This is a genomic window from Kitasatospora sp. NPDC058063 (assembly GCF_042885395.1).
GTDB classification, from domain to species: domain Bacteria; phylum Actinomycetota; class Actinomycetes; order Streptomycetales; family Streptomycetaceae; genus Kitasatospora; species Kitasatospora lactacystinica.
This window is the reverse complement of sequence record NZ_JBHVSD010000004.1, coordinates 20,925-44,105: the sequence shown is the minus strand read 5'-3', so window position 1 is coordinate 44,105 and position 23,181 is coordinate 20,925. Positions and strand designations below refer to the sequence as shown.

At 74.0% G+C, this 23,181-nt stretch carries 14 protein-coding genes; 4 read left to right on the top strand and 10 right to left on the bottom strand.

The window, feature by feature from the left end; all coding sequences use genetic code 11:
* Positions 1-20: 20 nt before the first annotated feature.
* Both ACFVUY_RS08350 and ACFVUY_RS08345 read left to right on the top strand, forming a co-directional pair.
* Positions 21-482 (top strand): hypothetical protein, encoded by a 462-nt coding sequence (locus ACFVUY_RS08350; RefSeq protein WP_387728283.1) that lies wholly within the window; start codon positions 21-23, stop codon positions 480-482.
* Between the two features lie 37 nt (positions 483-519).
* The gene (locus tag ACFVUY_RS08345) at positions 520-3,990 is read left to right on the top strand and encodes an NB-ARC domain-containing protein (protein WP_387728281.1); all 3,471 of its coding nucleotides are present in this window, start codon (positions 520-522) and stop codon (positions 3,988-3,990) included.
* A 23-nt stretch (positions 3,991-4,013) separates the two neighbouring features.
* Here the strand turns inward: ACFVUY_RS08345 and ACFVUY_RS08340 are convergent, their stop codons facing one another.
* Complete coding sequence (locus ACFVUY_RS08340) at positions 4,014-4,886, bottom strand: hypothetical protein (RefSeq protein ID WP_387728279.1); 873 nt, start codon at positions 4,884-4,886, stop codon at positions 4,014-4,016.
* Between the two features lie 52 nt (positions 4,887-4,938).
* Here ACFVUY_RS08340 and ACFVUY_RS08335 point away from each other — a divergent pair, with 52 nt between their 5' ends.
* On the top strand, positions 4,939-5,784 hold the full coding sequence (locus tag ACFVUY_RS08335; protein ID WP_387728277.1) for an alpha/beta hydrolase fold domain-containing protein: 846 nt from the start codon (positions 4,939-4,941) through the stop codon (positions 5,782-5,784).
* 342 nt (positions 5,785-6,126) lie between these two features.
* Here the strand turns inward: ACFVUY_RS08335 and ACFVUY_RS08330 are convergent, their stop codons facing one another.
* The 7 genes from ACFVUY_RS08330 to ACFVUY_RS08300 all read right to left on the bottom strand — a co-directional run bounded on the left by ACFVUY_RS08330 (position 6,127) and on the right by ACFVUY_RS08300 (position 18,716).
* Positions 6,127-8,148 (bottom strand): hypothetical protein, encoded by a 2,022-nt coding sequence (locus tag ACFVUY_RS08330; RefSeq protein WP_387728275.1) that lies wholly within the window; start codon positions 8,146-8,148, stop codon positions 6,127-6,129.
* A complete protein-coding gene (locus ACFVUY_RS08325; RefSeq protein ID WP_387728273.1) occupies positions 8,145-9,287 on the bottom strand; it encodes a VWA domain-containing protein in 1,143 nt (380 codons plus the stop codon). The genes ACFVUY_RS08330 and ACFVUY_RS08325 overlap by 4 nt, the downstream gene beginning before the upstream one ends.
* Positions 9,284-11,566, bottom strand: a complete 2,283-nt coding sequence (locus ACFVUY_RS08320; protein WP_387728271.1) for a DUF5682 family protein — start codon at positions 11,564-11,566, stop codon at positions 9,284-9,286. Before ACFVUY_RS08320 ends, ACFVUY_RS08325 begins: the two co-directional genes overlap by 4 nt.
* Positions 11,566-12,648 (bottom strand): AAA family ATPase, encoded by a 1,083-nt coding sequence (locus ACFVUY_RS08315; RefSeq protein WP_387728270.1) that lies wholly within the window; start codon positions 12,646-12,648, stop codon positions 11,566-11,568. Before ACFVUY_RS08315 ends, ACFVUY_RS08320 begins: the two co-directional genes overlap by 1 nt.
* Positions 12,649-12,698: 50 nt before the next feature.
* Positions 12,699-16,370 (bottom strand): WGR and DUF4132 domain-containing protein, encoded by a 3,672-nt coding sequence (locus ACFVUY_RS08310; protein ID WP_387728268.1) that lies wholly within the window; start codon positions 16,368-16,370, stop codon positions 12,699-12,701.
* 175 nt (positions 16,371-16,545) lie between these two features.
* Positions 16,546-17,220: a helix-turn-helix domain-containing protein gene (locus ACFVUY_RS08305; RefSeq protein WP_387728266.1), complete on the bottom strand. Its 675-nt coding sequence runs from the start codon at positions 17,218-17,220 to the stop codon at positions 16,546-16,548.
* Positions 17,217-18,716 carry an MFS transporter gene (locus tag ACFVUY_RS08300; protein ID WP_387728264.1) on the bottom strand — a complete coding sequence of 500 codons (1,500 nt, stop codon included), beginning with the start codon at positions 18,714-18,716 and terminating at the stop codon, positions 17,217-17,219. The genes ACFVUY_RS08305 and ACFVUY_RS08300 overlap by 4 nt, the downstream gene beginning before the upstream one ends.
* Before the next feature lie 438 nt (positions 18,717-19,154).
* Here ACFVUY_RS08300 and ACFVUY_RS08295 point away from each other — a divergent pair, with 438 nt between their 5' ends.
* The gene (locus tag ACFVUY_RS08295) at positions 19,155-20,453 is read left to right on the top strand and encodes an Ig-like domain repeat protein (protein ID WP_387728262.1); all 1,299 of its coding nucleotides are present in this window, start codon (positions 19,155-19,157) and stop codon (positions 20,451-20,453) included.
* Between the two features lie 329 nt (positions 20,454-20,782).
* Here ACFVUY_RS08295 and ACFVUY_RS08290 read toward each other — a convergent pair whose 3' ends face one another.
* Complete coding sequence (locus ACFVUY_RS08290) at positions 20,783-21,373, bottom strand: hypothetical protein (RefSeq protein WP_387728260.1); 591 nt, start codon at positions 21,371-21,373, stop codon at positions 20,783-20,785.
* A 16-nt stretch (positions 21,374-21,389) separates the two neighbouring features.
* Positions 21,390-22,361 (bottom strand): aldo/keto reductase, encoded by a 972-nt coding sequence (locus tag ACFVUY_RS08285; protein WP_387728258.1) that lies wholly within the window; start codon positions 22,359-22,361, stop codon positions 21,390-21,392.
* Between the last annotated feature and the right edge of the window lie 820 nt (positions 22,362-23,181).

Below are 23,181 nucleotides of genomic sequence, written 5' to 3'. Positions count from 1 at the left end.
GCGACTCAGAGGGGGAATCCATGGACGCCGATCTGATCATCCCGCTGGCTTCATCCGCTGCCCAGGCCCTGGTCGACGCCGCCACCACAGATGCCTGGCAGGCCATCCGGTCCGGCTTCCTCCGCCTCATCGGGCGCGGCGACCCGCAGCGTGACCAGGTCGCCGCCCATCGGCTCGACGACACGGCCGCCCAGTTGGAACAGGCCGACGAAGAGCACCAGGAGCAGGTTCGGGAGGCCCTGTTGGCGACCTGGTGCACCCGGCTGGCGGACCTGCTGGAGGAGCGGCCGGACGTTGCCGAGGACCTCCGGAATCTGGTCCAGCAGGCCGCGGAGACGTTCCCGGTCGGACTGCCCCGGTCCGGCCAGGCTGTCGGCTCCGGGGCAGTGTTCATGGCCAACAGGTCCGGGGTGAACTTCGCCAACACAGGGGTCACCGGGGACATCAGGCTGAACGTCGAAGGCCGCGGACCGACGTCCTGAACCGTCCCGACGGACCGGGTGGGCAGGGTGGTCGGGAATGGGTGACAGCATCGGACCGACCGGCGGCGTCGTTCTGCGCAACGCCGGCGGCATCAACATCGGCAACACCGGTGTTATCGGCACCCTGGTGATCGGTGGTGCCCCGCCCCCCACCACAGGACAGCTCTGGATGGCGCCGATGCCCACCGGCCCGGTGGTCGAGCGCCCGGAGCTGGCTCAGACCCTCCGTTCCGCCCTGACCGCGACGGACCCGGCACTGGTCGCCCTGACCACGGCATTGGAGGGCGCGGGCGGATTCGGCAAGACCACCATGGCGGCCCACCTGTGCCGCACGGACCCTGAGATCCGAGAGCGGTTCCCCGGCGGTCTGCTGTGGACCACCCTGGGCCAGCACATCGCGGGTGCCGAACTCGCCGACAAGATCAACGGCCTGTACGAGCTGCTGGTCGGCGCCCCGTCCGCCGTCTCCGACCCGGAACTCGCCGGAGCCCGGCTCGGTGCCCAACTCGACCAGCGGCCCGACACGCTGTTCGTCATCGACGACGTGTGGCACGCCGAACAGCTCAAGCCGTTCCTGCTCGGCGGACACCGATGCCGACGGCTGATCACCACCCGCAACCGCGCCGTCCTGCCGCACAGCGCACACGCGATCCCGGTCGAACCGATGAAGCACGACGAGGCCGTCCGCACCCTGACGGAAAGTCTCACCGACATGCCGACGCGCACCGTCCACCGGCTGGTGGCACTCACCGGCCGCTGGCCCGTCCTGCTCGGCCTGGCGAACGCGGCTGTCCTGGAATACCGGCGCCAGGGCGCGACGGTGGCGGAGGCCGGATCGTGGGTACTGGAACAGTTGGCGGTCGACGGACCGACCGCGCTGGACCTGGACGACCTGCGGAGCAGAGAACGCGCAGTGGCAGTGAGCCTTCAAGCGAGCCTTGACCTGCTGGACCCCGACGAACAACGACGCTACTTCGACCTGGGAGTCTTCCCTGAGGACACCGATATCCCCGGGAGCGTCCTCGCGCTCCTGTGGCAATCCACCGGCAGCCTGGACCGTAGGGCCGCCGAGCGGCTGCGCGTCAAACTGGTCTCACTGCGCCTGGCCACCGGGAGTTGGCAGCGCGGGCCCGCCCTGCGGCTGCACGACGTCTTCCGCGGCTTCCTGCGCCACCGGCTCGGCGAGTCTCGACTGATCGAACTCAACCGGGCTTTGCTGGACGGAGCCCGCACCCTGCTCGACCCGCCGGCGGCCGGCCCTAACCCCCGTTCCGCGTGGTGGCGGCTCCCACCCGAGGCCGACTACGTGTGGCGGAATCTCAGTTACCACCTGGCCGAGGCGGACAGCTCCGCCGAGCTGACCGAACTCGTCTGCGACCCGCGATGGTTGACCGCCCGGATCGAACGATACGGGCCGGTCGCAGCCGACCGCGACCTGTCCCTGGCCAAGGGCCCGATCGCGCGTGGGATCCGTCGGGCCGTCGGCCAGGCCGCACACCTGCTGGTGCCGCTCGACCCCAGCATCACCGACACCCTGCTGTCCCGGCTGCACGGCACCGTCCCGGGCGTGCACCTGGCCGCCGCCGCGCGCGAGACCCCTCGCCGGCTGCTGACCCCGTACTGGCGCCTCCCCGACCGGCCGGATCCACTGCTCCACCGGACCCTGGAGGGCCATACCGGCTCCGTCCGCGCCTGCATCTTCCTGCTTGACGGCCGACTTGTCTCCGCCGGGCTCGACCACACGATCCGCGTCTGGAACACCGACTCCGGTTCCCTGGACGCAGTGCTTCACGGCCGGCCGGGCTGGGCCTGGGGCTGCGCCGCCGACCCGAACGGCACCATCCTGGCTTCGGCCCACGACGACGGCACTGTTCGGCTGTGGAACCTGCCCTCGGGTACTGAGCGGGGTGTCCTGGTCGGTCATCAGGGTGCGGTCACGGGCTGTGCTGTTGCGCCCGATGGGACCTGGCTTGCCTCCACCGGCACCGACGGTACCGTTCGGCTGTGGAGCCTGCCCTCGGGTACTGAGCGGGGTGTCCTGGTCGGTCATCAGGGTGCGGTCACGGGCTGTGCTGTTGCGCCCGATGGGACCTGGCTTGCCTCCACCGGCACCGACGGTACCGTTCGGCTGTGGAACCTGCCCTCGGGTACTGAGCGGGGTGTCCTGGTCGGTCATCAGGGTGCGGTCACGGGCTGTGCTGTTGCGCCCGATGGGACCTGGCTTGCCTCCACCGGCACCGACGGCACTGTTCGGCTGTGGAACCTGCCCTCCGGCACCGGACGAGCCGTCCTCGCCGGCCACGACGACTGGGCGAATGGCTGTGCCGTCTCCCCGGACGGCGAACGGCTGGTGTCCGCCGGGGCGGACCGGGCCGTCTGCCTCTGGAACGTTGCCGAGGCCAGGCTCGAAGCGACCTTCATCGGGGACACCGGCGGCGCGAACGGCTGCGCGATCACGCCCGACGGTGCCCGAACAGCCGCCGCAGGATCAGACGGCATGGTACGGGTCTGGCACCTGGCGCCGGTCGATACCGGGCACGGCACCGGCGGCGAAGAACCCACCGGGCCCGGGCGAGCCACCCGCACCGCGGGGCCCACCCGGGCCGGGCAGGAGGAGCCCGACCGCGGCCACGACCCCGACCGCGCCGGCACGATCCGCCGGCCGGCTACCTCCGTCCGGGATTGCGCCGCCACAGCCGACGGCAGCCGGATCATCGCCGCCAACACCGATGGCACCGTGTCCACCTGGGACGTCGCGACCGGAGTGGCCACCCTGACCCGGCAGGGCCACAGAGGCTGGGTCCGCTGCTGCGCGGTGGCCCCGGACGGCGGCCTCGTGGCGTCCGGCGGCGCGGACGGCCTGGTGCAACTGTGGGCCGAGAACGGCGCGGCTCCCCTCGCCACCCTGCGCGGCCATGCCGGCCAGGTGAACCGGTGCGCCATCGCGACGGACGGCAGCTGGCTGGTGTCGGCCGCCTCCGACGCCACCCTCCGCCTCTGGGACCTTCCGGGCGGCCGGCTCCGCTCCGTCCTGGAAGGCGACCTCGGCGAGTTGTTCGGCTGCGCTGTCACCCCCGACGGCCGAAATCTGGCCTCGGCCGGCTCGGACCAGCTCGTCCGGCTCTGGGACGTCGCCACGGGCACCCAGCTCCGCGTCCTGGCCGGGCATTCAGCCCGGGTCAACGACTGCGCATTCTCCGGCGACGGCAGCTGGCTGGCCTCCGCGGGCTTCGACCGGACAGTACGGATCTGGGAGGTCGAGACCGGCTCGTTGCGCCGTACCCTGACGGGCGACGGACCGGTGTGGGGCTGCGCGGTCTCCCCGGACGACCGTTGGGTCGCCGGCACCAGCACCAACGGGACCGTGCGGGTCTGGGATGTGCGCAGCGGAGTCTGCGAAGCGGTCCTGCGGGTCGGCCAGCCGGTCCGGTCCTGTGCCTGGGCGACGGCCTCCCGCCTCTGCGTCACCGGCGAGGCCGGCCTCTACGTGCTGGACCTCCTACCGTGACCGGCGGTCGGCGCCGGGACCGCTCAGGGCCAGCTGCGGGACAGGTCTGTCAGCTTGCCCAGCTCCGTCCCGCCCCAGAACGGCGTCGAGTTGAAGTCGATGACGAAGGCTCGGTCGTTGTCATCGTGAAGCACGTCGAACGCGCCGAAGCGGATCCCGCAGTGCGCCGCGAGCCGTGCCACGGCCGACCGTACGGCATCCGGAACCCGCTCCGGGGCAACCACAAGCGTGTGGTCCGCAGGTACCCGGGCCACCCGCCGGCTGCTCCGGTACATCATGAACGCGGTGGCGGCGCCGACCACGATCGCCCGGTAGATCAGCCCGCGCCGGTTCGACACATAGGTTTCGACGAACAGGTCGGGCCGACTCCATACCGCGTCGTCGAGGTCGCAGCGCCTCGCCACGGTGTACTCGGGCGGCTCCGGGGCGCCTTTCCCCGGGCCCACGTCCGCACCGTCCGCGCGCCGCTCGGCCATGAGTTCGGGCACGCCGCCGTAGTTCCGGTCGGTCTTGACCATGACCAGCTCGTCCGGCGGCCCGTACCTCCTGGCCGCCGTGGTCGGCAGGCCGAGCTTCGCGCAACTGCGCTGGAGGCTGCGCTTGGAGATGTCGATGACCTGATGGTTCACCAGTGTCAGCCCACGACGACCGAGTTCCTCGGTCAGGGCCCGCCTCCCCACCGGCACTTCGTCGGCGAAGGTCAGATCGACGTGGAAGACCACGACCGTCCGCATCCCGGTCCGAGCGACAGTCACGGCCGACAGCACCTCGGCAGAGCTCTGCCCGCGCCAGGCGGGGATCCTGGTAGCCCTCGGCAGCAGTCGCTGAAGCAGGTAGCCCGACCAGGAGCTGCAGTCGTAGACCAGTACGGAACGCCCGCGCAGACCATTCGACACCACTGCAGTATTCACCAACTCGGGCCTGAGAAAAGCATTTTGGGAGAAACTCATGCACCCCGAACCCGACCGTCCACGAGCCTTTGGCCGTACTGCGGACGGCGTCACCGAGTACCGCGACCTCACCGTGGCGCGGTTCATGGGATATCGGCCGCTGGAATGCGACCTCCACGTTCCCGACGGTGAGGGCCCGCACCCCGTCGTCTTCTGGATCCACGGTGGCGCCTGGCGGGAAGGATCACGCCGGGACCGCCCGCCGGCAGGAAAGACCTCGGACCTGCACGGAAGGCTGCTGGCTCGGGGCTACGCCGTTGCCGACGTGGACTACAGGCTGAGCAGCGAAGCGGTCTATCCCGCCCAGCTCCACGACATCCGGGCAGCGATCGATTGGGTCCACTCGATCGCGCCCCGAGCCGGCCTCGACGGCAAGCGGTTCGCGCTCTTCGGTGACTCCGCGGGCGCCCATCTCGCTGTCCTGACCGCTCTCGCCGCGACGCGTGGCGACGATCCTCGCCCAGCCGTACGGGCCGTCGTCGACTGGTACGGTCCAACGGACCTCACCTTCCCCGACGGTCCACCCGCACCCGACGATCCCGCGATCCCGTTGTTCGGCGGTCTGCCTGCTGACGTCCCTGACATCGCCCGCCTCGGTAGCCCCGTTTACCAGGTCCACCCTCAGGCGCCGCCGCTGTTCTGCGTCCACGGCAGCCTCGACCGAAACGTGCCGTTCGGTGCCAGCGAGGCCCTGGTCGCCGCCTGGCGAGCCCAAGGCGTGTCGGCCGAACTTCTCCCCGCCATCGGCGCAGGCCATTGTTTTGAGGGCTACCCCGACGTCGACACGCTCATCGAGCGCTCCGTCGGCTTCCTGGACCGGACACTCGCCGCCCGGCCCGCGTGAACAGTGCGGCCGAGGTTGCGGGAGTGCCAGGACCTGCCCGTCATGACCGCTGCCGCAAGGTTGACCAGAAGGCGGCCCACACGAGTTGGAGTCGCATCAGGTGACCGGTGGGGGGGCTTATCCATGATCCAGGGCAAGGCTTGCACCCGGGCGGGTGCGCTGCGGCGCCGGATCACGTTTTCCCAGGACATCCGGATGCACACCTACGACTGGCTGGACCGAGCGGCTCGGACAACCCTACTCCTCAACCGGGCGCACCGGCCTTCGACTCGCAGGCTGTGGAGGGCCCGGGGGTAGTGCGAAGTCCGGTGCGTACCTCGGGGGCGTCCTCGGCGAAGGTGCTCAGGGGCGGCCGGCGGTCTCCCGGTGTGCCTCGACGGTGACGGCGAGCCGGACGGCCGCGTCCGACCAGGTGCGGGCGGCGGTGTCCGGGTCGCCCGCGCGCACGGCGTGGGCGAGGGCGCGCAGGAGCCCGGCGGTGGTGGCCAGGCCGCCGCGGTCCAGCCGGGCGGCGGTGCGGTCCAGGCGGGTCAGGGTGGGGCCGTCCGGGTGGCGCAGGCCGCGGTGGGCGGTGTCGACGAGGGCGGCGAGCGCCTCGGCGAGGTCCGCGGCGACGGGGTCGGCCGACGGCGGCGCGGCGGGGGCGAGGGCGGTGGACGCGGTGCCGGGAGCGAGGTCGGGGACGACGACGGTGTCGCCCGCGAGGAGTGCGACGGGCTCCAGGACGGTGCGGCCCGCCGCCCGTCGGAGGGTGGCGCTGACGTGGGTGACGGCGCCGGATCCGAGCGCCGCGGCGAGCGCGTCGAGGGAGCCGGGGCAGGCCGGGTCGTAGGTGGCGGCGAGGGTGGCCGGGTTGCCAGCGGCGTCGCGGACCGCGGCCTCCAGGCGCTGCTCGGCGGCGTCGTACCGGACCCCCTCGACGGCGGAGAGCCGCACCACGTGCAGGGACTCGGCGGCGATGCGGGGCCGGATCAGCCGCGGCGGCCGGCCCTCCAGGGTGCGCAGGTGGGCGTCGAGGTCGGTGAGCAGCAGCGGGGCGGGCAGGTCGCTCCAGGCGCCGCCGACCGGGGTGACGGTGGTGGCGGCGGTCCGGCCGCGGCCGAGGCGGAGTTCACGCGCGGCGCTGCGGACGGCGCTTTCGCTGACCACGTTGCCGGCGGCGAGGGCGTCGAGGCGGTGGCCGGCGATCCGGCGGGCGGCCAGCGAGTGCCCGGTCGGCGGACGGCCGTCGGCCGGGACGTCCCAGCTGCGGCGGAGCACCAGGACGGTGCCGGCGGCGGGGTGGGCGAGGTAGACCTCGGCGGACCGGGTCGTCGCGGTGCCGCGGATCCGGCAGCCCAGCGCGGTCAGGCGGATCCGGCGCAGTGGGGTCTCGGCGCTCTCCCGGACACCGAGTACCTCCGACCGGGACGCGCCGGGGCGGGCGGCGGCGCGGTGACGGGCGTGGAGCTCGGCCAGCAGCAGGGCCAGCTCCTCGGGCCGGTGGTCGGCGGACCGGGCGGCGTACGCGTCGAGCTGGCCGATCAGGTCGGCGATCAGGCCGGCCGGCCAGTGCAGGGAACGGTCGGCGAGTTCGTCGCGCACCCGGTGGAGATCGGCGGTGAGGACCGGCCCGGCGTGCACGGCGCCGTCGAGCAGCAGTTCGCGGGCGAGACCGAGGGCGGCGTCCAGGACCGGCGGGATGCCCGCATCGGGCTCGGGACGGCCGCCGAGGGTGACGGCCGGGCGGCCGTCGGCCGCCCGGAAGGCCCAGACCGCGAGGGCGATCATCTCGCCGCGGCGGTCCTGCGCGGCGTCGGTCACCGCGAAGCCCAGCTCGCCGGGGACGGGGAACCGGACGGTGCAGGAGGCCAGTTCGGCGACCGGCTGCGGATCGTCCGGGCGCGCGTGGTGCAGCCGCGCGGCATAACCGCGCTCCAGCGTCCGGCGGGCGGCGGCCACGGCGCGGGCGCCGACGGCGGTGGTCAGCGCCTCGTCGTCCAGCGCGCCGGGGGACCACGCGGGGGCGGGCGCGGGGGTGCCGGGCGCGCCGGGTGTGCCGGAAGCGGCGGGGCCGGGGTCAGGACCCGGCGGGGCGTCGGCGGCGGCGTGCTGATGGGCGAGGACCAGGGCGATCCGGTGGCGGCACACGCCCGGGGCGCCGCAGGTGCAGCTGCCACCGTCCAGCCCGGTGCCGGGCGGCAGGACGACGGAGTTGCCGTCCGGGCAGGTGCCGCGGAGCGTGCCGTCGAGGTCGAGGCCGGGCACCGGCCCGTCGCCCGCGGCGACCTCGCGGGCGGCGCGTTTCACCAGGCCGCGGTTGGCGAGTGCGGCGAGCGTGTCGGTGTCCAGGGCGAGCAGATCGGCCCGCGTCGCGGCGGTCATCGGCCGAGCCGCTCGGCGACGAACTCGGCGAGCATTCCCGGCGTCATCGCGCCCACGTGCGCGCCGGCGTCCGCGAGCTGCCCGGCCAGCTCGCGGTCGTACGCGGGGGCGGCCTCCTCGTCCAACGCGGCGAGTCCGAGCACGGTGGCGCCCTGCCCGGTCAGCGAGCGGACGGTGCGCAGCAGCCGGTACCGGTCGCCGCCCTCGTAGAAGTCGCTGACCACCGCGAGGACGGTGCGCCGCGGGTTCTCCACCAGTCCGGCCGCGTAGTCGACGGCCCGGGCGATGTCGGTGCCGCCGCCGAGCTGGACCCGCATCAGCAGCTCCACCGGGTCGGTGACGTCGGAGGTGAGGTCCACCACCTGGGTGTCGAAGGCGACCAGATGGGTCTTGAGGCCGGGAAGGCTCCACAGGCAGGCCGCGGTGACCGCGGAGTGGATCACCGAGCCGACCATGGAACCGGACTGGTCGACGAGCAGGATCAGCTGCCACTGCTCCAGGTGCCGGCGGGTGCGGGAGTGGAAGTGCGGGCGTTCGATCAGGATCCGCCGCTCGGCGGGACGGTAGCGGCCGAGATTGGCCCGGACGGTGCGGCGGAAGTCGAAGTCGCGGGCGAGCGGGCGGCGGCTCGGTCGGGCGGACCGGGCGCCGGTGAACGCCTGGCGCAGCTCCGGGGTGAGGCGTTCCATCAGCTGCCGGACCACCGCGGCCACGATGCGGCGGGCCTGGCCGAGCAGCTGCTCGTTCATCAGGTGCTTGGTGCGGAGCACGGCGCGCAGCAGGGCGGCGCTCGGCTCGACCCGCTCCAGGACGGTCGGGTCGGTGACGATCTCGTCGATGCCGTACTGCTCGACGGCGTCGCGCTCCAGGCGCTCGATCGTCTCGCGCGGGAAGAGCCGGTGGATGTCGTCCAGCCAGTCGACCGCGGTGACCCGGGACGGTTCCCGGCCGGCGCCGCGGATGCCGCGGCGGTCGAGGTCCTCGTCGCGGCCGGACAGCCACTCCAGGGCGGCGTCGCGGGCGGCGCCGTCGGCGCCCGGGCTGCCGGTCCAGGGCTCGGCGGGGGAACCGAGGACCAGGCGCCAGCGCTCCAGGGCGGGGTCGGGTGCCGTCGCGGGGGTGGGCTCGGGCGCGGTCACCGGGCGCTCCGCAGGCCGTGGCGGTCGAGCAGGGCGGTCACGTTCTCCTCCAGGGCGCGGGCGGCGGCCAGGCGCACGGGGTCGGCGGTGGTGCGGAGCAGGCCGCGGGCGGAGCCGCGCAGGCCGCGACGCTCGATCAGACGGCGGGCGATCCGCTCGCGCTCGCGCGGCGGGAACCAGGCGAAGGCCTGACGCAGGGCGGGGAGGGCGATGAGGAACCCGGCGTCGGTGAGCTCGGCGAGGACGGAGTCCACGGCGGCCAGCAGGGAGCCGTCGCCCGCGTCGGCGGTGACCTCCTCCCGGGCGAGTGCGAACAGGCCGGCCAGCCAGTCGCCGAGCGCGCCGGGGTCGCCCGCGGCGCGCAGGGCGGCGGAGGCGAGGTCGGGATCGGCCGTGGGGGTGAGGGCGAGGTGCAGGCCGTGGGCGCCGCCGCGCAGGTCGGCGGGGGCGTGCGGGTCGCGGGCGATGCGGAGGGCGAGGGCGGCGGCGTCCTCGGGGGTGACCGTGAGCAGATCGGGGGCGTGGCACAGCGCGTCGCGGACGGCGGCGAGGGCCGCGAGGCGCGCCGGATCGGTGCCGGAGCGGCCGTGCGCGCCCTCGACCAGCCACAGGACGCGGGCGACGGCGCCGTCGATGACGGCGGCCAGCAGCGGGCTGCGGGCGGTGCCGTACACCCGGTCGTGCCGCCACAGGCCGAGCGCGGTGGCGAGGACGGAGCCGAGGGCACCCGGGTCGGGGTGGCGGGCGAGGACGGCGGTGAGCGCGGTCAGGAGGCGGTCGGTGAGGGCGGTGGCGCCGCACAGCACGGTGTCGAGGAGCAGGGCGGCGAGTTCGGTGTCCGTGGGCCCGGTGGTACGGGCCCGCTCGGCGAGGACAGTGGCGGCGGCCTCGTCGAGGGTGGCGCCGTACGCGCCCGCCTCGATCAGGGCGGCGTCGCGGCCGGTGTCCGGTCCGGCTTCCCAGCGTTCGGTGGTGACCGGGTCGGCGCCGTGGGCGGGTCCGGCGGTGCGGTGGCGGCCGGGCACGCCGAGGACGCGCAGCCGGTGCAGGGTGCGGCTGGCCGTCAGACCGTCCTCGGTGGTGAGGTCGCAGGTCAGCGGGCGGGTGCCGGTGGCCCCGATCGCGGCGAGCCGGGCGGCGGTGTCGTGGACCAGCGGCGGGGCCGGGGTGTCCGGGTGCAGCCGCCCGGTGCGGGAGCCGCTGCACGCGGCGACCATCTCGACCACCACCGGGTGGCTGCCGGGCGCCAACGGGGTGCGCTCCGACCAGGGCAGCGGCTGGGTCAGGTCGTCCTTGACCAGTGCGCCGGCCAGGCCGTCGAGCACGTCGGTACGGGCCGGCACCGGGTGGCCGCGCAGCGCGGCCAGGCCGCCGGTGAGCGCGGTGGCGGCGACCAGGTCGGCCGTGGAGACGGGGTGGCGGCGCCCGCGCAGCCGTGACACCACGGACTGCCGCAGGTGGTCGGCGGCGGCCTCGGGGCCGTCCTCCCACAGCCGCTGGTAGTAGGCGGGCGAGGGCATGCCCGACTGGTAGCCGGCGAAGGCGTCCAGCTGCCGGAACGAGTAGGGCACCAGGTAACTGCCGGACACCGCGCCGGGGCGCGGCGCCGGCAGCGCGGGCCGGCCGGGCACCTCCGCGGGCCGCTCGGCGAGGGTGCGGAGCGCGGGGGTGTGGAAGCCGCCGGTGACCACCAGCACGGTCGCTGCTCCCGCCTCGGCCAGGACAGCGCGGATCCAGGCCGCCATGTACGCCTCGCGGGCCCGGTCGCCCTCGTCCGCCTCGGCGTCCCCGCGGACCAGGTCGAAGTAGGCGTCCAGTCGCTCGGCGAGCCCGTCCGCCGGCGCCACCTCGAACAGGCCGTCCCACAGGGCGTCCACCGAGCCGGTGCCGAAGCGTCCGCACAGCCGGGCGGTGGCCTCGGCGTACCGGGCCTCCGCGTCGGCGTACCGGTTGGCGCGCAGTTCGAACGCCGGGTGCCAGGACGGCAGGTCGACGAAGAGCACCTCCGCGCCGGCCGCCCGGCCCTCCCGCAGCGCCACCCACTCGGGCGAGTAGTCGCACAGCGGCGTCCAGGTGGTGGCGGTGCGCTCGGTGTCGCGGTAGTGGCTGAACACGGCGATCGGCAGTTCGTGGCCGAGGGCCAGCTCGTCCAGGCGGCCGTTGAGGTCGGCCGGCCCCTCGACGAGCACGTACGCGGGCCGCAGCCGTCGGACGGTGTCCGCCACCAGACGCGCGCAGGCGGGGGAGTGGTGGCGGACCCCGAGGAAGACCGCGGGCATCAGCCGGCCAGCAGGTGGCGGGCCTCGTGCACGGCGTGCCAGTGCGGGCCGCGCCGCCGCGGGAGCCGCTGCTCCAGGTAGCGGCGCAGCCGGGCCAGGTCCTCCGGACTGTCCTTGGCGGCGGTGCCGGCCAGGCTGGCGACCAGGTCGGCCGCGTTGCCGGCCTCGCCGCGAAGGTACCAGCCGCGCAGTCCGACCGCGTGGGCGACCGAGACCGCCTCCGCGGTGCTCATCACCGCGGACAGGCGGTCACCGCCCTCACCGGCCCGCAGCTCGCGGAACGTGGTGACGAGGACCTCCAGCAGGTCCCGGTCGGGTGCGGCGGCCACCCCGGAGCGGCGCAGCAGGTGTGCGGACTCGGCCTCCACCAGGGCGAGTTCGGTGTCCAGGTCGGGGATCGGGAAGACCGTCTCGAAGTTGAACCGGCGCTTGAGCGCCGCGCTCATCTCGTTCACCCCGCGGTCGCGGGTGTTGGCGGTGGCGATCACGTTGAAGCCCTGCTTGGCGAAGACCATCCCCTCCGGCCCGTCCAGTTCGGGGATCGCCACCACGCGCTCGGAGAGCAGGGACAGCAGCGAGTCCTGCACCTCCAGCGGGCAGCGGGTGATCTCCTCGAACCGGACCAGCCGGCCGTCGGCCATGCCGCGCAGCATCGGCGCGGGCACCAGCGAGCGGGTGGAGGGGCCCTCGGAGACCAGCAGGGCGTAGTTCCACGAGTACTTGATCTGGTCCTCGGTGGTCGCCGCGCCGCCCTGCACGGTCAGCCGGGAGGTACCGCTGACCGCCGCCGCGATCAGCTCCGACAGCAGCGACTTGGCGGTGCCCGGCTCACCGACCAGCAGCAGGCCGCGGTTGGTGGCCAGGGTCACCAGGGCCCGCTCGACCAGCGCCGGATCGCCGACGAACTTGCGGTCGACGCCGGCCGCCTCGTCGCCGACGATGAACCGGCGGGCGGCGCGCAGGCTCAGCTCCCAGCCCGGCGGGCGCGGGTCGCGGTCCTCGGCGCGCAGGGCCGCCAGCTCCTCGGCGTACCGGATCTCGGCGGGCGGACGCTGGAGCTGCTCCTCGGCGGTGGTGGTCATGGCGGCCCTCCCGGGGTGGTTCGCGTGGCTGTCGGTGAGGTGGTGCGCTGTCACGGCGTGGTCGGCTCGGTCAGCTCGGTCAGGTCGGCGATCACCTCGGAGGCGATCACCGGGTCGAGCTCGGCGAAGGTCGGGAAGGTCCGGTCGCGCCTCCAGTAGTCGCCCGGGCGCCTGTCGAGCCACACCGTCTCCACCTGCTGCTCGGGATACACGTCGTGCATGCCGACCGCGATGCCGTGCTCCGGTGCGAGCACCACGTACCGGTCCGGCCCGACCCGGCGGGACAGCCAGCGCTCCACGCCCGCGTCCTGCGGCTCGCCGCGCTGCCAGCCGCGCCGCTCCATGCCGACCAGCCGGGTGGTGGGCAGCACCGGACCGTTCTCGAAGCGGGTCAGGCGGTGACCCGCCTGCTCCTCGTCGCTCAGCGCGTAGACCGGGCGGCCGAGCTGGCGGAACGGCTGCAGGATCTCGTAGTCGGCGAACAGCTCCGACCAGTCGGCGAGGCCGTCGCCGAGCAGGAGCGGGTGGGCCAGCCGGACGGAGGCCCCGGCGGGCAGCACGAACACCTCGTCCGCGACGTCCGCCAGGGTGCGGTCCTCGGCGACCCGGAACGCCGTCACCGTGCCGTCCGTCTCGGCCAGCCACACCAGCCGGCGCACCAGGTGCCACAGCAGCGGATGCCCGACGAACAGCTGGTCGAACTCCTCCGCCGTCCATGAGCGTTGGGTGACCATCGCGTCCTCCAGGCGGCGGATCTGGTCCCCCGCCACCGTGCGCACGTCCTTCTTCAGCGCGGCGAAACGCTTGCGCTCGGCGGGCGCCAGCTCGGCGTCGTCCCGCACCCCGGGGACCGGAAGATCCTTGCGGCGGGCGCCGTCCGCGTCACGAACGTACGGCTTGAGCTGCTCGTCGAAGCCGACCGTGAACGTCCGGCTGCCATAGTCGACGACGGTGGTCCCGTCGGCCTCCAGCCCGAAGTCCGGCACCAGACGGTCCGACAGCTGCTCCCCGGACAGGCCGAGCCCGGCCGCCACCTCGGCGATCTTCTCCTGCGCCCGCGCCTTGAGCGCCTTGAACTTCACCCGCTGTGCGATGCCGTGCAGGTGCAACAGGGCGACGTCGGTGCCGATCGCGGCCAGCACCTCCAGGCCGTCCACCGCACGGTGGTGCGCCCCCTCGCCCGGCCACGCCCGGAGCACCGGCGTCAGCCGGCGGACCGTCCCGTCGTCACCGAACCGGCCGAGCGCGTGCAGCGCCCACCCGTCCTCGGACGGCATGCCGGCCATCCGCCACTGCTCGAACACCGCCCAGCCGAAGGCCGTCAGCGACTGCGGCTCGCACACCTCCGCCACCTGGTCGAGGCCCGGGTAGAACGCGCCGGGCTTCGACAGCGCGAGCATGGCGAGCACGTGCCGCACCGTCTCGGCGGGCAGCGCGCCCTCGCCGCCGCGCACCAGCAGCTGCGGCAGCATCATCGGCTCGGCCCAGTCGCCGAGCTGGGGCAGCTTCGCCGGCAGCAGGTTCACCAGCGGGTCGGCCGACAGCAGCGCGCCCACCACCTCCTGCGCCTGCGGCCCGTACTCGCCGGCCACCGCGTCCACCGCCGGGGCGCCGTGCGCGGCAGCGATCAGCCGCAGGGCGTGCTCGGCGTTGCGCCGGGCCGCTCCGGCCTTCCCGACCGCGGCCGGAACCAGCAGCCGGGCCGCGTCCACGCCGTGCCGGACGAACCAGGAACGGGCGGTGTCCCCGGCCGACTTGAGACGCACCAGCCAGTCCGCCATCGTCTCGGCCACCCGGACGTCCAGGTACGGCAGCAGCAGCGCCGCGTGCGCGGCCGGGCTCTGCAGCGCGGCGGCCCGTATCGGCCCGAGCGCGTCCGGCCCGAAGCGGGCGGCGACCCGGCGCAGCGCGCCCGTGGCGTCCCAGATGTACTCCTCGCCCCGCCACTGCGCGATCAGCGGCCGGCCCAGCTGCTCGTCGCCGTACGCGAACAGCGCCAGTTCCTCGTTCCGGTTGGAGCGGTGCCGTGCGGCGCCGGACTGCCCGTCCGCGGCCCGCATCGTGCCGGCGATCCGCTGCCAGTCGGCGTTCGACCAGTTCGCGTACCAGGACTCGGAGACCGCCCACGCCTCCCGCTCACCCGGCAGCCACCGCAGCTGCGTCTCCTGCGGCGCGGTGAGGCCGGTCAGCACGCGGGGCTTGGCCGTGGAGCGCGGCCGGGTCCACGGCGGGCTGGTGAACAGCTCCGGCAGCGAACCGGCCGGGACGTCCGGCACCCGGTCGCCCGGATCGGTGAGCGGCCCGACCACGGCTGCCTGCTCCGGCGTCAGCTCCGGCAGCAGCTCGATCGCGGTCGCGCGGTGGGCGGCGACGTGGGCGGTGAGGAGCTGACGGGCGAGCCGCTGCGCGGCCGGATCGGCGGACGCGGCCGCTGCCTCCGCGAGGAGGCGCAGCGCACGCCGGGGGAAACGGCGCATGGCTGCCACCAGGGCTCCACGGGCCGCCTTGCCGTTCTCCTGATGGGCCAGCAGCCCCCGGAAGCCCTGGTCGGAGGGAAGCTCGGCGATCGCGTTCAGCAGCTGCTTCTGCTTGTCGCTGTAGAGGTGGTCGCTGGCCAGAGCGTGCAGCAGCAGCGGTGCGGCGTCGCCCCCGAGACCCTCCGCCACGGTCGCGATCAGCTCGGTGGACCAGCCGTCCCAGCCCAGGTTCGGCAGCTGTGGGAGCTTCTCCAGCGGCTCGGACGAGGAGAGCGAGCACAGCAGCATCGACCACTCGGCCGCGCCCAGCCGCGCGCCCGACGTCGCGCACTCCTCGGCCCAGTCGGACTCGGACGGCACCAGGTACGCCGCCGCCACCAGGCGGGTCAGCTCGGTCCGGCATCCGGCCAGGGCCTCGACCGCCGTGCGGTGGGTCTCCTCGTCGCACGCCGCCAGCAGCGACCGGACGCGATCCGCGGCGGGGCGGTACGCCGCCACCGTCCGGGCGGCCGCGCGCCGGACGCGCGGGTTCACGGCGCGTGAGCCGTTCCAATCGGTCTTGACGGCCACCCCGAACAGCTCGGCGGTGGCCCTGGCCGCGAACGGCAGGCCGAACTCCGCCACCCAGGCGTCGGCGGCCGTCCGGACCTTGTTGTCGGCGGAGACCGCGAACACCGCGGCCAGCACCGCCGCGCCGACCGGGTTCCGGCTGCCGGAGCGGTGGGCGCGGGCGGCCTCCACCAGGTCCGCGTCGCTGCGGTCGGAGGTGAGCGCCTGCTCCAGCCAGTCGTCCATCCGCCTCAGCGAGGCGTGGTACTCGTCCACCGCGTTCCTCACCGCGGCGGCCCGCGGGCGGGAGACGCCGCCCCGGCGGGGGACCAGGGCCCTCCGCCAGACCTCCGGCAGGACGAAGGCGTCCTCGTCGACCGGGGCGTCCGGCGGCTCGGGGGCGGCGGCCTGCGGGGCCTGCGGGGTCGGCGGGGTCTGCGGGGTCGACGCGACGGGCCGGGCGACGGGCTGCGGGACGGGCGCCGCGCCGGCCGTGGTCTCCCGGTAGCCCTTGCGCTCCTTCTCGGCGACCGTCCTGGCGAAGTGCGCCTGCGCGGCCTCCGCGGTCGGGAACTCCTTGCTCTGCTCCCGCCCGGCGGTGCCGGACCGGCCGTAGCGAACGGTCACCGCGGCACCGTCGACCGCGGCCTCCCAGAACTTGTCCGAGCCGCCCTCGACGAACTCCCAGCGCCGCACAGCTCCGCCCCTCTCCTCGACACGTTTGATCAGGGAAGGAACAGTAGCGAGGCCCACCGACAGGCCGACCGCCGGACCGCCTGTCGCGGCGGCCCGGCAGGCCGTCCACGGCGGGGTTCGGAGCGGCGGGGGAGCGGCGGAGTCCGGAGCGGCGGGGTCCGGAGCGGCGGACGGTCTACCGGGCGGGCCGGCTCGCGGCCAGCAGGTCGTGCAGGAGGGGGAGCAGGTCCTCGGAGTCGGCCTCGGCGAGTTCGTCGAACGCGCCGCTGGTGCGGGCCAGGACGATCCCGGCGAAGGCCGCCGCCGCCAGTTCGGCCCGCAGCCGCGGCCGGTCGGCCCGTTCGGCGGTGAAGCGGTCCTGCAGCGGCTGCACCAGCCGCTCGTGGAGGTAGGTGCGCGCTGCCCGCTGCACCTCGGTGTTGTCGCCGGGCAGCACCGCGGCCTGGAAGGTCGGGCCGGGGCCGCGCCGGGAGAAGCGTTCCAGCAGGCCGCGCAGCCGGTCCTCCTCCAGGAGGTCGGCCGGTGCCGTGTCGCCCAGCTCCATCTGGACGGCGGCCAGGTAGAGCTGCGTCTTCCCGCCGAAGTACCGGGCGATCAGCGCCGGATCGACGCCGGCCCGGTCGCCGATCTCCCGGATGGTGGTGCGTTCGAATCCACGCTCGGCGAAGAGTTCCGTCGCCGCCCGGATCAGGAGTTCCCGGCTGCGGGCGGCGTCGCGGCGCCGGGGTGCCGCGGGCCCCGGTCCGTTGCCGGTCGCGGCGGCGGACCCGCGGGCCTCGGCGGACCCGCCGGCCTCGGGGGCTGCGCCGGCTTCGGGGGTGGCGTCGGCTTCGGGGGTGGCGTCGCTCACCGCTCGGCCCCGGCCCGCAGGACGGGTGCCTCGCTCCCGCCGACAACCATGTCGTCGATGCTCTCTTCCACGATCAGCCCCTCGTCCACGCGCGCACCCCTCCGGGAGCCGGTCGCGGCACCGAGCCGCGGCAGGACGATCGTAGCCAGGCCGATCACCACCCACACCGCGCAGCCGATCAGCGCCGCGTCCCGGTAGCCGCTGTCGGTGGGCAGCTGCCGTCCCGGCGCGGTGTGCGCCTGGAGCACGGCGCCGCACAGCGCGCTGCCGGTGGAGTAGCCGACGTAGCGCAGCACCTGGTTGAAGCTGACCGAGCTGCCGACCTCGTGGGCCGGCACCGCGTTGACGATCAGCCCCGGCATCACGGCGAAGGTGCAGCCGACGCCGAGTCCGGCGATCGCCATCACCACCATGAGCTCCCAGAGGCGGTCGCGGGCGGACAGGAAGAGCAGCACCGACACCAGCGAGACCGCGCAGCCCAGCGGGAGCACCAGGGCGGAGGAGGTGCGCCGGGCGAGCCCGGGGACCACCTTGCTGGACAGCAGGCTGGCCGCCGAGAACGGCAGCAGGACGAGGCCGGCGACCACGACCGAGGCGCCGAGGCCGTAGCCGGCGGAGGTCGGGGTCTGGACGTAGCGGATCACCAGTGACATCAGCAAGTACATCCCGACGCCGGCGACCAGCCCGGCCACGTCCGCGGTCAGGACGACGGGGTTGCGCAGCGCGCGCAGGTCGACCAGCGGGTGGGCGGTGCGCAGCTCGTGCCACAGCCAGCCGGCCAGCAGCAGGAGCGAGAGGACCGCCACCGTCCGCAGCCGTGCGCTGTCCCAGCCCCAGGTCTCGCCCTCGCTGAGCACGAGCAGGAGGCCGACCAGGGCCAGGCCGAGCAGCACCGCGCCGGGCACGTCCAGCGGGCGCCTCTCGCGGTCCGTGGTCGGGGGCAGCACCAGGGCGGCCAGCAGCAGGGCCAGGGCGCTGATCACGGCGCCGAACCAGAAGCCCGCGTGGATGCCGAAGGATTCGGCGATCAGGCCGGTGATCGGGTAGCCGAGGCCGACGCCGGCGACGGTGGTGATGGACAGGAGCGCGACCGCCGAGCGGGAGGCCGCGGGGCCGAGGCTGTCCCGTGCGGTGGCGATGGCCAGCGGGGTGAGTCCGAGCCCGACCCCCTGCAGCGCGCGCCCCGCGACCAGCCAGCCGAAGCCGAGCGGCAGCGCGGCCAGCACGCTGCCGAGCACCACCACGGCGGCGGCGGTGAGGGTGACCGTACGGCGGTGCGGTCCGTCGCCCAGACGGCCGAGCACCGGGGTGGTGACCGCTCCGACCAGCATGGTGATGGTCAGGGACCACTGGGCCTCGGAGAGCGAGACGTGGTCGACGGCCGCGATGGTGGGGATCATCGGCGCGCCGAGACTGCTGATCACCGCCACCACTGCACTGAGGAACACCAGGACGGGCACCAGGGCCCGTTCACGGCGCGTCGACAGGGTCTCCATCGGGGTGTCCTTTTCGTCGGAGATCGAGTGGTCGGACCGGGGGCTGGAAGTCCCCGGAATCCAGCCGTGTCCGATGGGAGGTGCCACCCGTTGTCATCATGCGATGTCATCACATGATGACATACTCCGGCCGTCGAACCCCGGGCGGAGAGTTCGTGTGCCGCCCAGTGCGATGGTGTGCGGCACGCCGCTGTCGGAGCAATCGGGGCACAAGGGCCGTCCGGTTGTCACGCTGTGCCTGTCGATCACGCTCCGGACCAGGGGTCCACCGCCGTACGGGTCGCGTGATCCAGCACCCCGAAGCCTCACCTCAAGCCATCACACCGGGAGACACCAGTGATCGGACACCGCGCCCCAGGACATCCCGTCGCCGGAGGAGAGGCAGGCCTCCAGGCTCGTGCGCGGTGGTGGCGGGCCGGGGCCGTGGCAGGGGTGTGCGTGGCGCTGGCCGGTACCGGGCTGATCCCCGCGACCGCCGCGGCAACGGGGTCCGCGCCGGCCACCACCCCGGTGCGGACCCGAGGAGCCGACCCGGTGTTCACCTTCGGCTACACCGGCGCGCCGCAGAGCCTCACCATCCCGGCCCAGGCGGTGGTCACGATCACCGCCGACGGCGCGGGCGGCGCCGACAACACCGGCACCTCCTGTTCCGTCACGGGGACGGGCGGAACGGGGGCGCGGGTCGTCACCATCCTCCCGCAGACCACCGTCCCGACGACGGTCACCGTCAACGTCGGCGGCACCGGCGGCAAGGGCTGCAACGGCACGGGCACGGGGGGTGCCGGCGGGTTCAACGGCGGCGCTTCGGGCGGGGGCATCCCGGTCACCGGTTTCCGGGCGGAAGGGCCGGGCGGGGGCGGGGCGTCCAGCGTCAGCGCGGGCTCCTTCCTGGTGGTCGCCGGGGGCGGCGGTGCCGCCGGGGGCACCGGAGGCAGCCTGACGGGCGGCAACGGGGGCAACGGCGGGACAACGCCCGATGCCACCGGCGGTACCACGGGAAGCGCCACCGGCCCCGGGGCCGCGGCAGGGCACGGCGGGGGCGGCGGCAGCACCAGCACGACCACGGGTGGTGCGGGCGGGGCCGCCGGCGCCGCCGTGCCCTGCAGTGCCACGGCGGGTGGGCCGGGAGGCGGGTTCGCCGGTACCACGATCGGCACCGGCGGCAACGGCGGAGCGATCGACGGCGGCTGTGCCGCCACTGCCACCGGCGCGGGCGGCGGCGGTGGCGGCGGGTACTTCGCCGGCGGGGGCGGCGGCAGCGGTGCCGTCAACAACACCGGCACCCTGGCAAGCGGCGGCGGTGGCGGTGGCGGGAGCAGCTTCGCGACCCCGTCGGGCACCGGGACGTCCTCCGCGCTGTCCACGATCGGGACGGCGAACCACAACGGCCAGGTGATCATCAGCTACACCGTGGGCAAGCCGATCACCACGACCCTGAGCGCGATGCCCCAGCGCACCCGGATCGGCTCGCCGGTCGTGCTCAGCGACATCGTCTGCCCCGGCGCGGGCTCCACGATCAGGCCCACCGGAACCGTCACCTTCACCGACACCACCACCGGGACGACCCTCGGCACCGGACGCCTGTCCCTCTCCCTCGGCAGGTGCGCCGCCGCCGGGACGGTCACCGCCTTCCGCACGGCAGGCACCCACACCATCACCGCCGTCTACAGCGGTGACTCGGTGTACCAGGACAACAGTGCCAACCCCGAGACCATCACCGTGACGGTGACCCCCTGATCGGAATGCCGCAGCAGCACCGAGGGGCACACCCTCGCCAACCGCAACAAGCATGGCCGCCAGTGCAGGTGACAGCGTGATACCGGGCGGGGCTCGCGAGGACGAATCGCGGGCCCCGCCTCCATTGGGGGCGAGGCCACCGCGACCACGCCGACCGGGCTGTTCCCCCACCCCCACCAGCGCCGCCTACAGCAGCACCGCCGTCCGCCCCGACGGCCCCGCCCCGGCGGTACTCACCCAGGGGTGGACCGACGGCCCCGCCCCGGTCACATCCGCGAGCGTGACCGGGGCGGAGTCCCGCCGGTGGTGAGGGGTGAGCCTGCCGTTCCTCAGGACACGCTGAACCTCAGAAGGAGGCGGGGGCACGGCGCCGCGACCTCGTCCTCAGGAGGAGGGCCCCAGGCCGCGAGCGCGGCGGAAACCCCCTGCGGGCCGGATTCCAGATAGCAGATCATGTTCACCGGGTACCGACTGTTGTCGAACATGTAGCGGTCCATCGGTGTCGGCTCCTCGCTTATTCGCAGCCCTCGCTCTTCGGGTGGGCCGATCCGGTGCCAGTCGGGATGCAGATGGATGGAGCCCAGGATCTCGGCCCCGTCACGGTCCGCCTGCCGGTGAATACGAATCAGATCCTTCGAGCTGCACCAGAATCCCCGGCGGGGGTTTCGGTAGGCGCTTCCGAAGCACGGCGCTATGGAGCTCGAGAACTCTTCGAGCGCCATCGGGTCGGTGGCACGGACGTTGGTCGCGAACTGGACCGAGGTGACGGCCGCGACACCGTCGTCGACGGTGCCGAGCAGGAGGGCGAAACAGGAGGGTGGTTCCTGCGGGGTACAGGCCTCGTATTCATCACGCGCTACTGAGATGAACGACTTGAGGGCGTCGAATCCGATCAGGGCGGTGTGGGGGGTGACGGTCACGGCGGCTCCTCCTCCTTCAGTCGACATGCGCACGGTGGTCCGCCGCGGTGGTCCGTGAAGCGAGATCCAGCGAGTGAACCTCGGCCGGGGAGAGTTCCAGGGTCGCCCCCGGGATCAGTTCGGCGAGCTGCTCGGGCGTCCTGCTGCTGGCGAGCGGAGCGACGACATGGGGCTGCGCCCTCAGCCAGGCCAGGGCCACCGCGGCGGGGGCGGTGCCGTGCTCGGCGGCGATCGTGTCCAGCGTCCGGAGCACCGCGCGGCCGCGGGGCGTTTCGCCGTACGGTCGTGCCGCGTCGCTGCGGACGCTGGGAACGGCGGGTGCGCCTTCGCGGTACTTGCCCGTCAGGAAGCCCTGCGCCAGGGCGAAGTACGGGACGCAGGAGACGCCCTCGCGCTCGCAGACCGGGGCGATCCCACTCTCGAAGGGCTCGCGTTCCATGAGGTTGTAGGGAGGCTGGACCGCCACGTACGAGGCGAGCCCCGAACTCTTCGACACCTCAAGGGATTCGGCCAGCCTGGGGCCGCTGATGTTCGAGGCGCCGATGTGGCGCACCTTCCCTGCCGTGATCAGCGTGTCGAGTGCGGTGAGGGTCTCTTCGAGGGGAGTTTCCGGGTCGTCCGCGTGCGTGTAGTAGAGGTCGATATGATCCGTCCGCAGGCGGCGCAGGGATTCCTCCACCGCCTGGTGGACGACCTTCGCCGTGAGCCCGGACAGTCCGTTCAGTCGGCCCACCTTGGTGGCGATGACGAAACGGTCCCGCTGACCGCGCGCGGCCAGCCAGTTGCCGAGGATGGACTCGGACTCCCCGCCGGTGTTCCCGGGGGCCCACTGGGAATAGGAGTCGGCGGTGTCGATGAAGTTCCCGCCCGCGGCGGCGTAGGCATCGAGGACGCGGAAGGATGTCGGCTCGTCGACGGTCCATCCGAAGACGCTGCCGCCGAGGCAGAGTGGAAAGACGTCGAGCTCGGAATGTGCGATGGCAACCAATGGACGCTTTCTGGTTCTTACCGGATTCGGTGGCCGGTTCCGGTGCGGAGGGTGGGGAACAGGGGGGGCGCGGCTCGGCGCGACTTCCCACGTCGCTCCCACCTGAGGGGTCGGCTGACGCCCCCGCCAGCAAGTTCCGATGAATAGCGTGCACTTGACAGTCAGTCAGTGCGGGAACCGATACTACCTTCGGTCCGACGCCATGCCGAGGCCTCGGCTGGATTCCGTCGTGGTCGGGGTGTGCACCTGCTCCGTCGTTCTGCGCTCGAACGGCTCGACGGCGAGGCCGCCCCGGTGGTTACCGGGCCGAGGCGGGTCGCGGCCGGGCGCGGCCGGGTCGTGGGTCGCAGGCTGTGGGCGCGGGCGGTCCCTTCGCCCGATCTCCCTTGGCAGGAAGGCGATCCAGCCTCGCGCCATGCGAAGGCCATGCATGCCAGGGCGGTGGCCGGGCGCGGGGTCGGACCAGCGCCCGGTGTGGGTGGCGGCACGCGCGACATGGGCCTCCACCGCCTTCGCGGCGGAGCGGTCGCTTCCGGGACGCCGGTCGTACGAGGCGTTTCCGGCCCCGCGGCAGTGGGCCGAGAGCCGGCGTCCCCGGTGGGCTCGGCCGGCTCGTCGACCGGCGTGAGGCCTCTCCCATCCGTCCTGCGGATCGGCCGCGTTGTCCTGGGCCGGGCGCCCTGCGGGCGACCGTCATCCGGGACGGCACGTGGGCGGCCATCACGGCCGGCCGCAAACGTGGATGCGGTCGGGGCGTCGGTGTACCAGCCCTCCTGGGGGCGAAGGACCAAGATGACGTGCACGTCACCGGACGGATCGG

Coding starts and splice junctions, on each gene's coding strand:
- ACFVUY_RS08350 (WP_387728283.1), top strand. CDS start 21: ATGGACGCCGATCTGATCATCCCGCTGGCTTCATCCGCTGCCCAGGCC.
- ACFVUY_RS08345 (WP_387728281.1), top strand. CDS start 520: ATGGGTGACAGCATCGGACCGACCGGCGGCGTCGTTCTGCGCAACGCC.
- ACFVUY_RS08335 (WP_387728277.1), top strand. CDS start 4,939: ATGCACCCCGAACCCGACCGTCCACGAGCCTTTGGCCGTACTGCGGAC.
- ACFVUY_RS08330 (WP_387728275.1), bottom strand. CDS start 8,148: ATGACCGCCGCGACGCGGGCCGATCTGCTCGCCCTGGACACCGACACG.
- ACFVUY_RS08320 (WP_387728271.1), bottom strand. CDS start 11,566: ATGCCCGCGGTCTTCCTCGGGGTCCGCCACCACTCCCCCGCCTGCGCG.
- ACFVUY_RS08315 (WP_387728270.1), bottom strand. CDS start 12,648: ATGACCACCACCGCCGAGGAGCAGCTCCAGCGTCCGCCCGCCGAGATC.
- ACFVUY_RS08300 (WP_387728264.1), bottom strand. CDS start 18,716: ATGGAGACCCTGTCGACGCGCCGTGAACGGGCCCTGGTGCCCGTCCTG.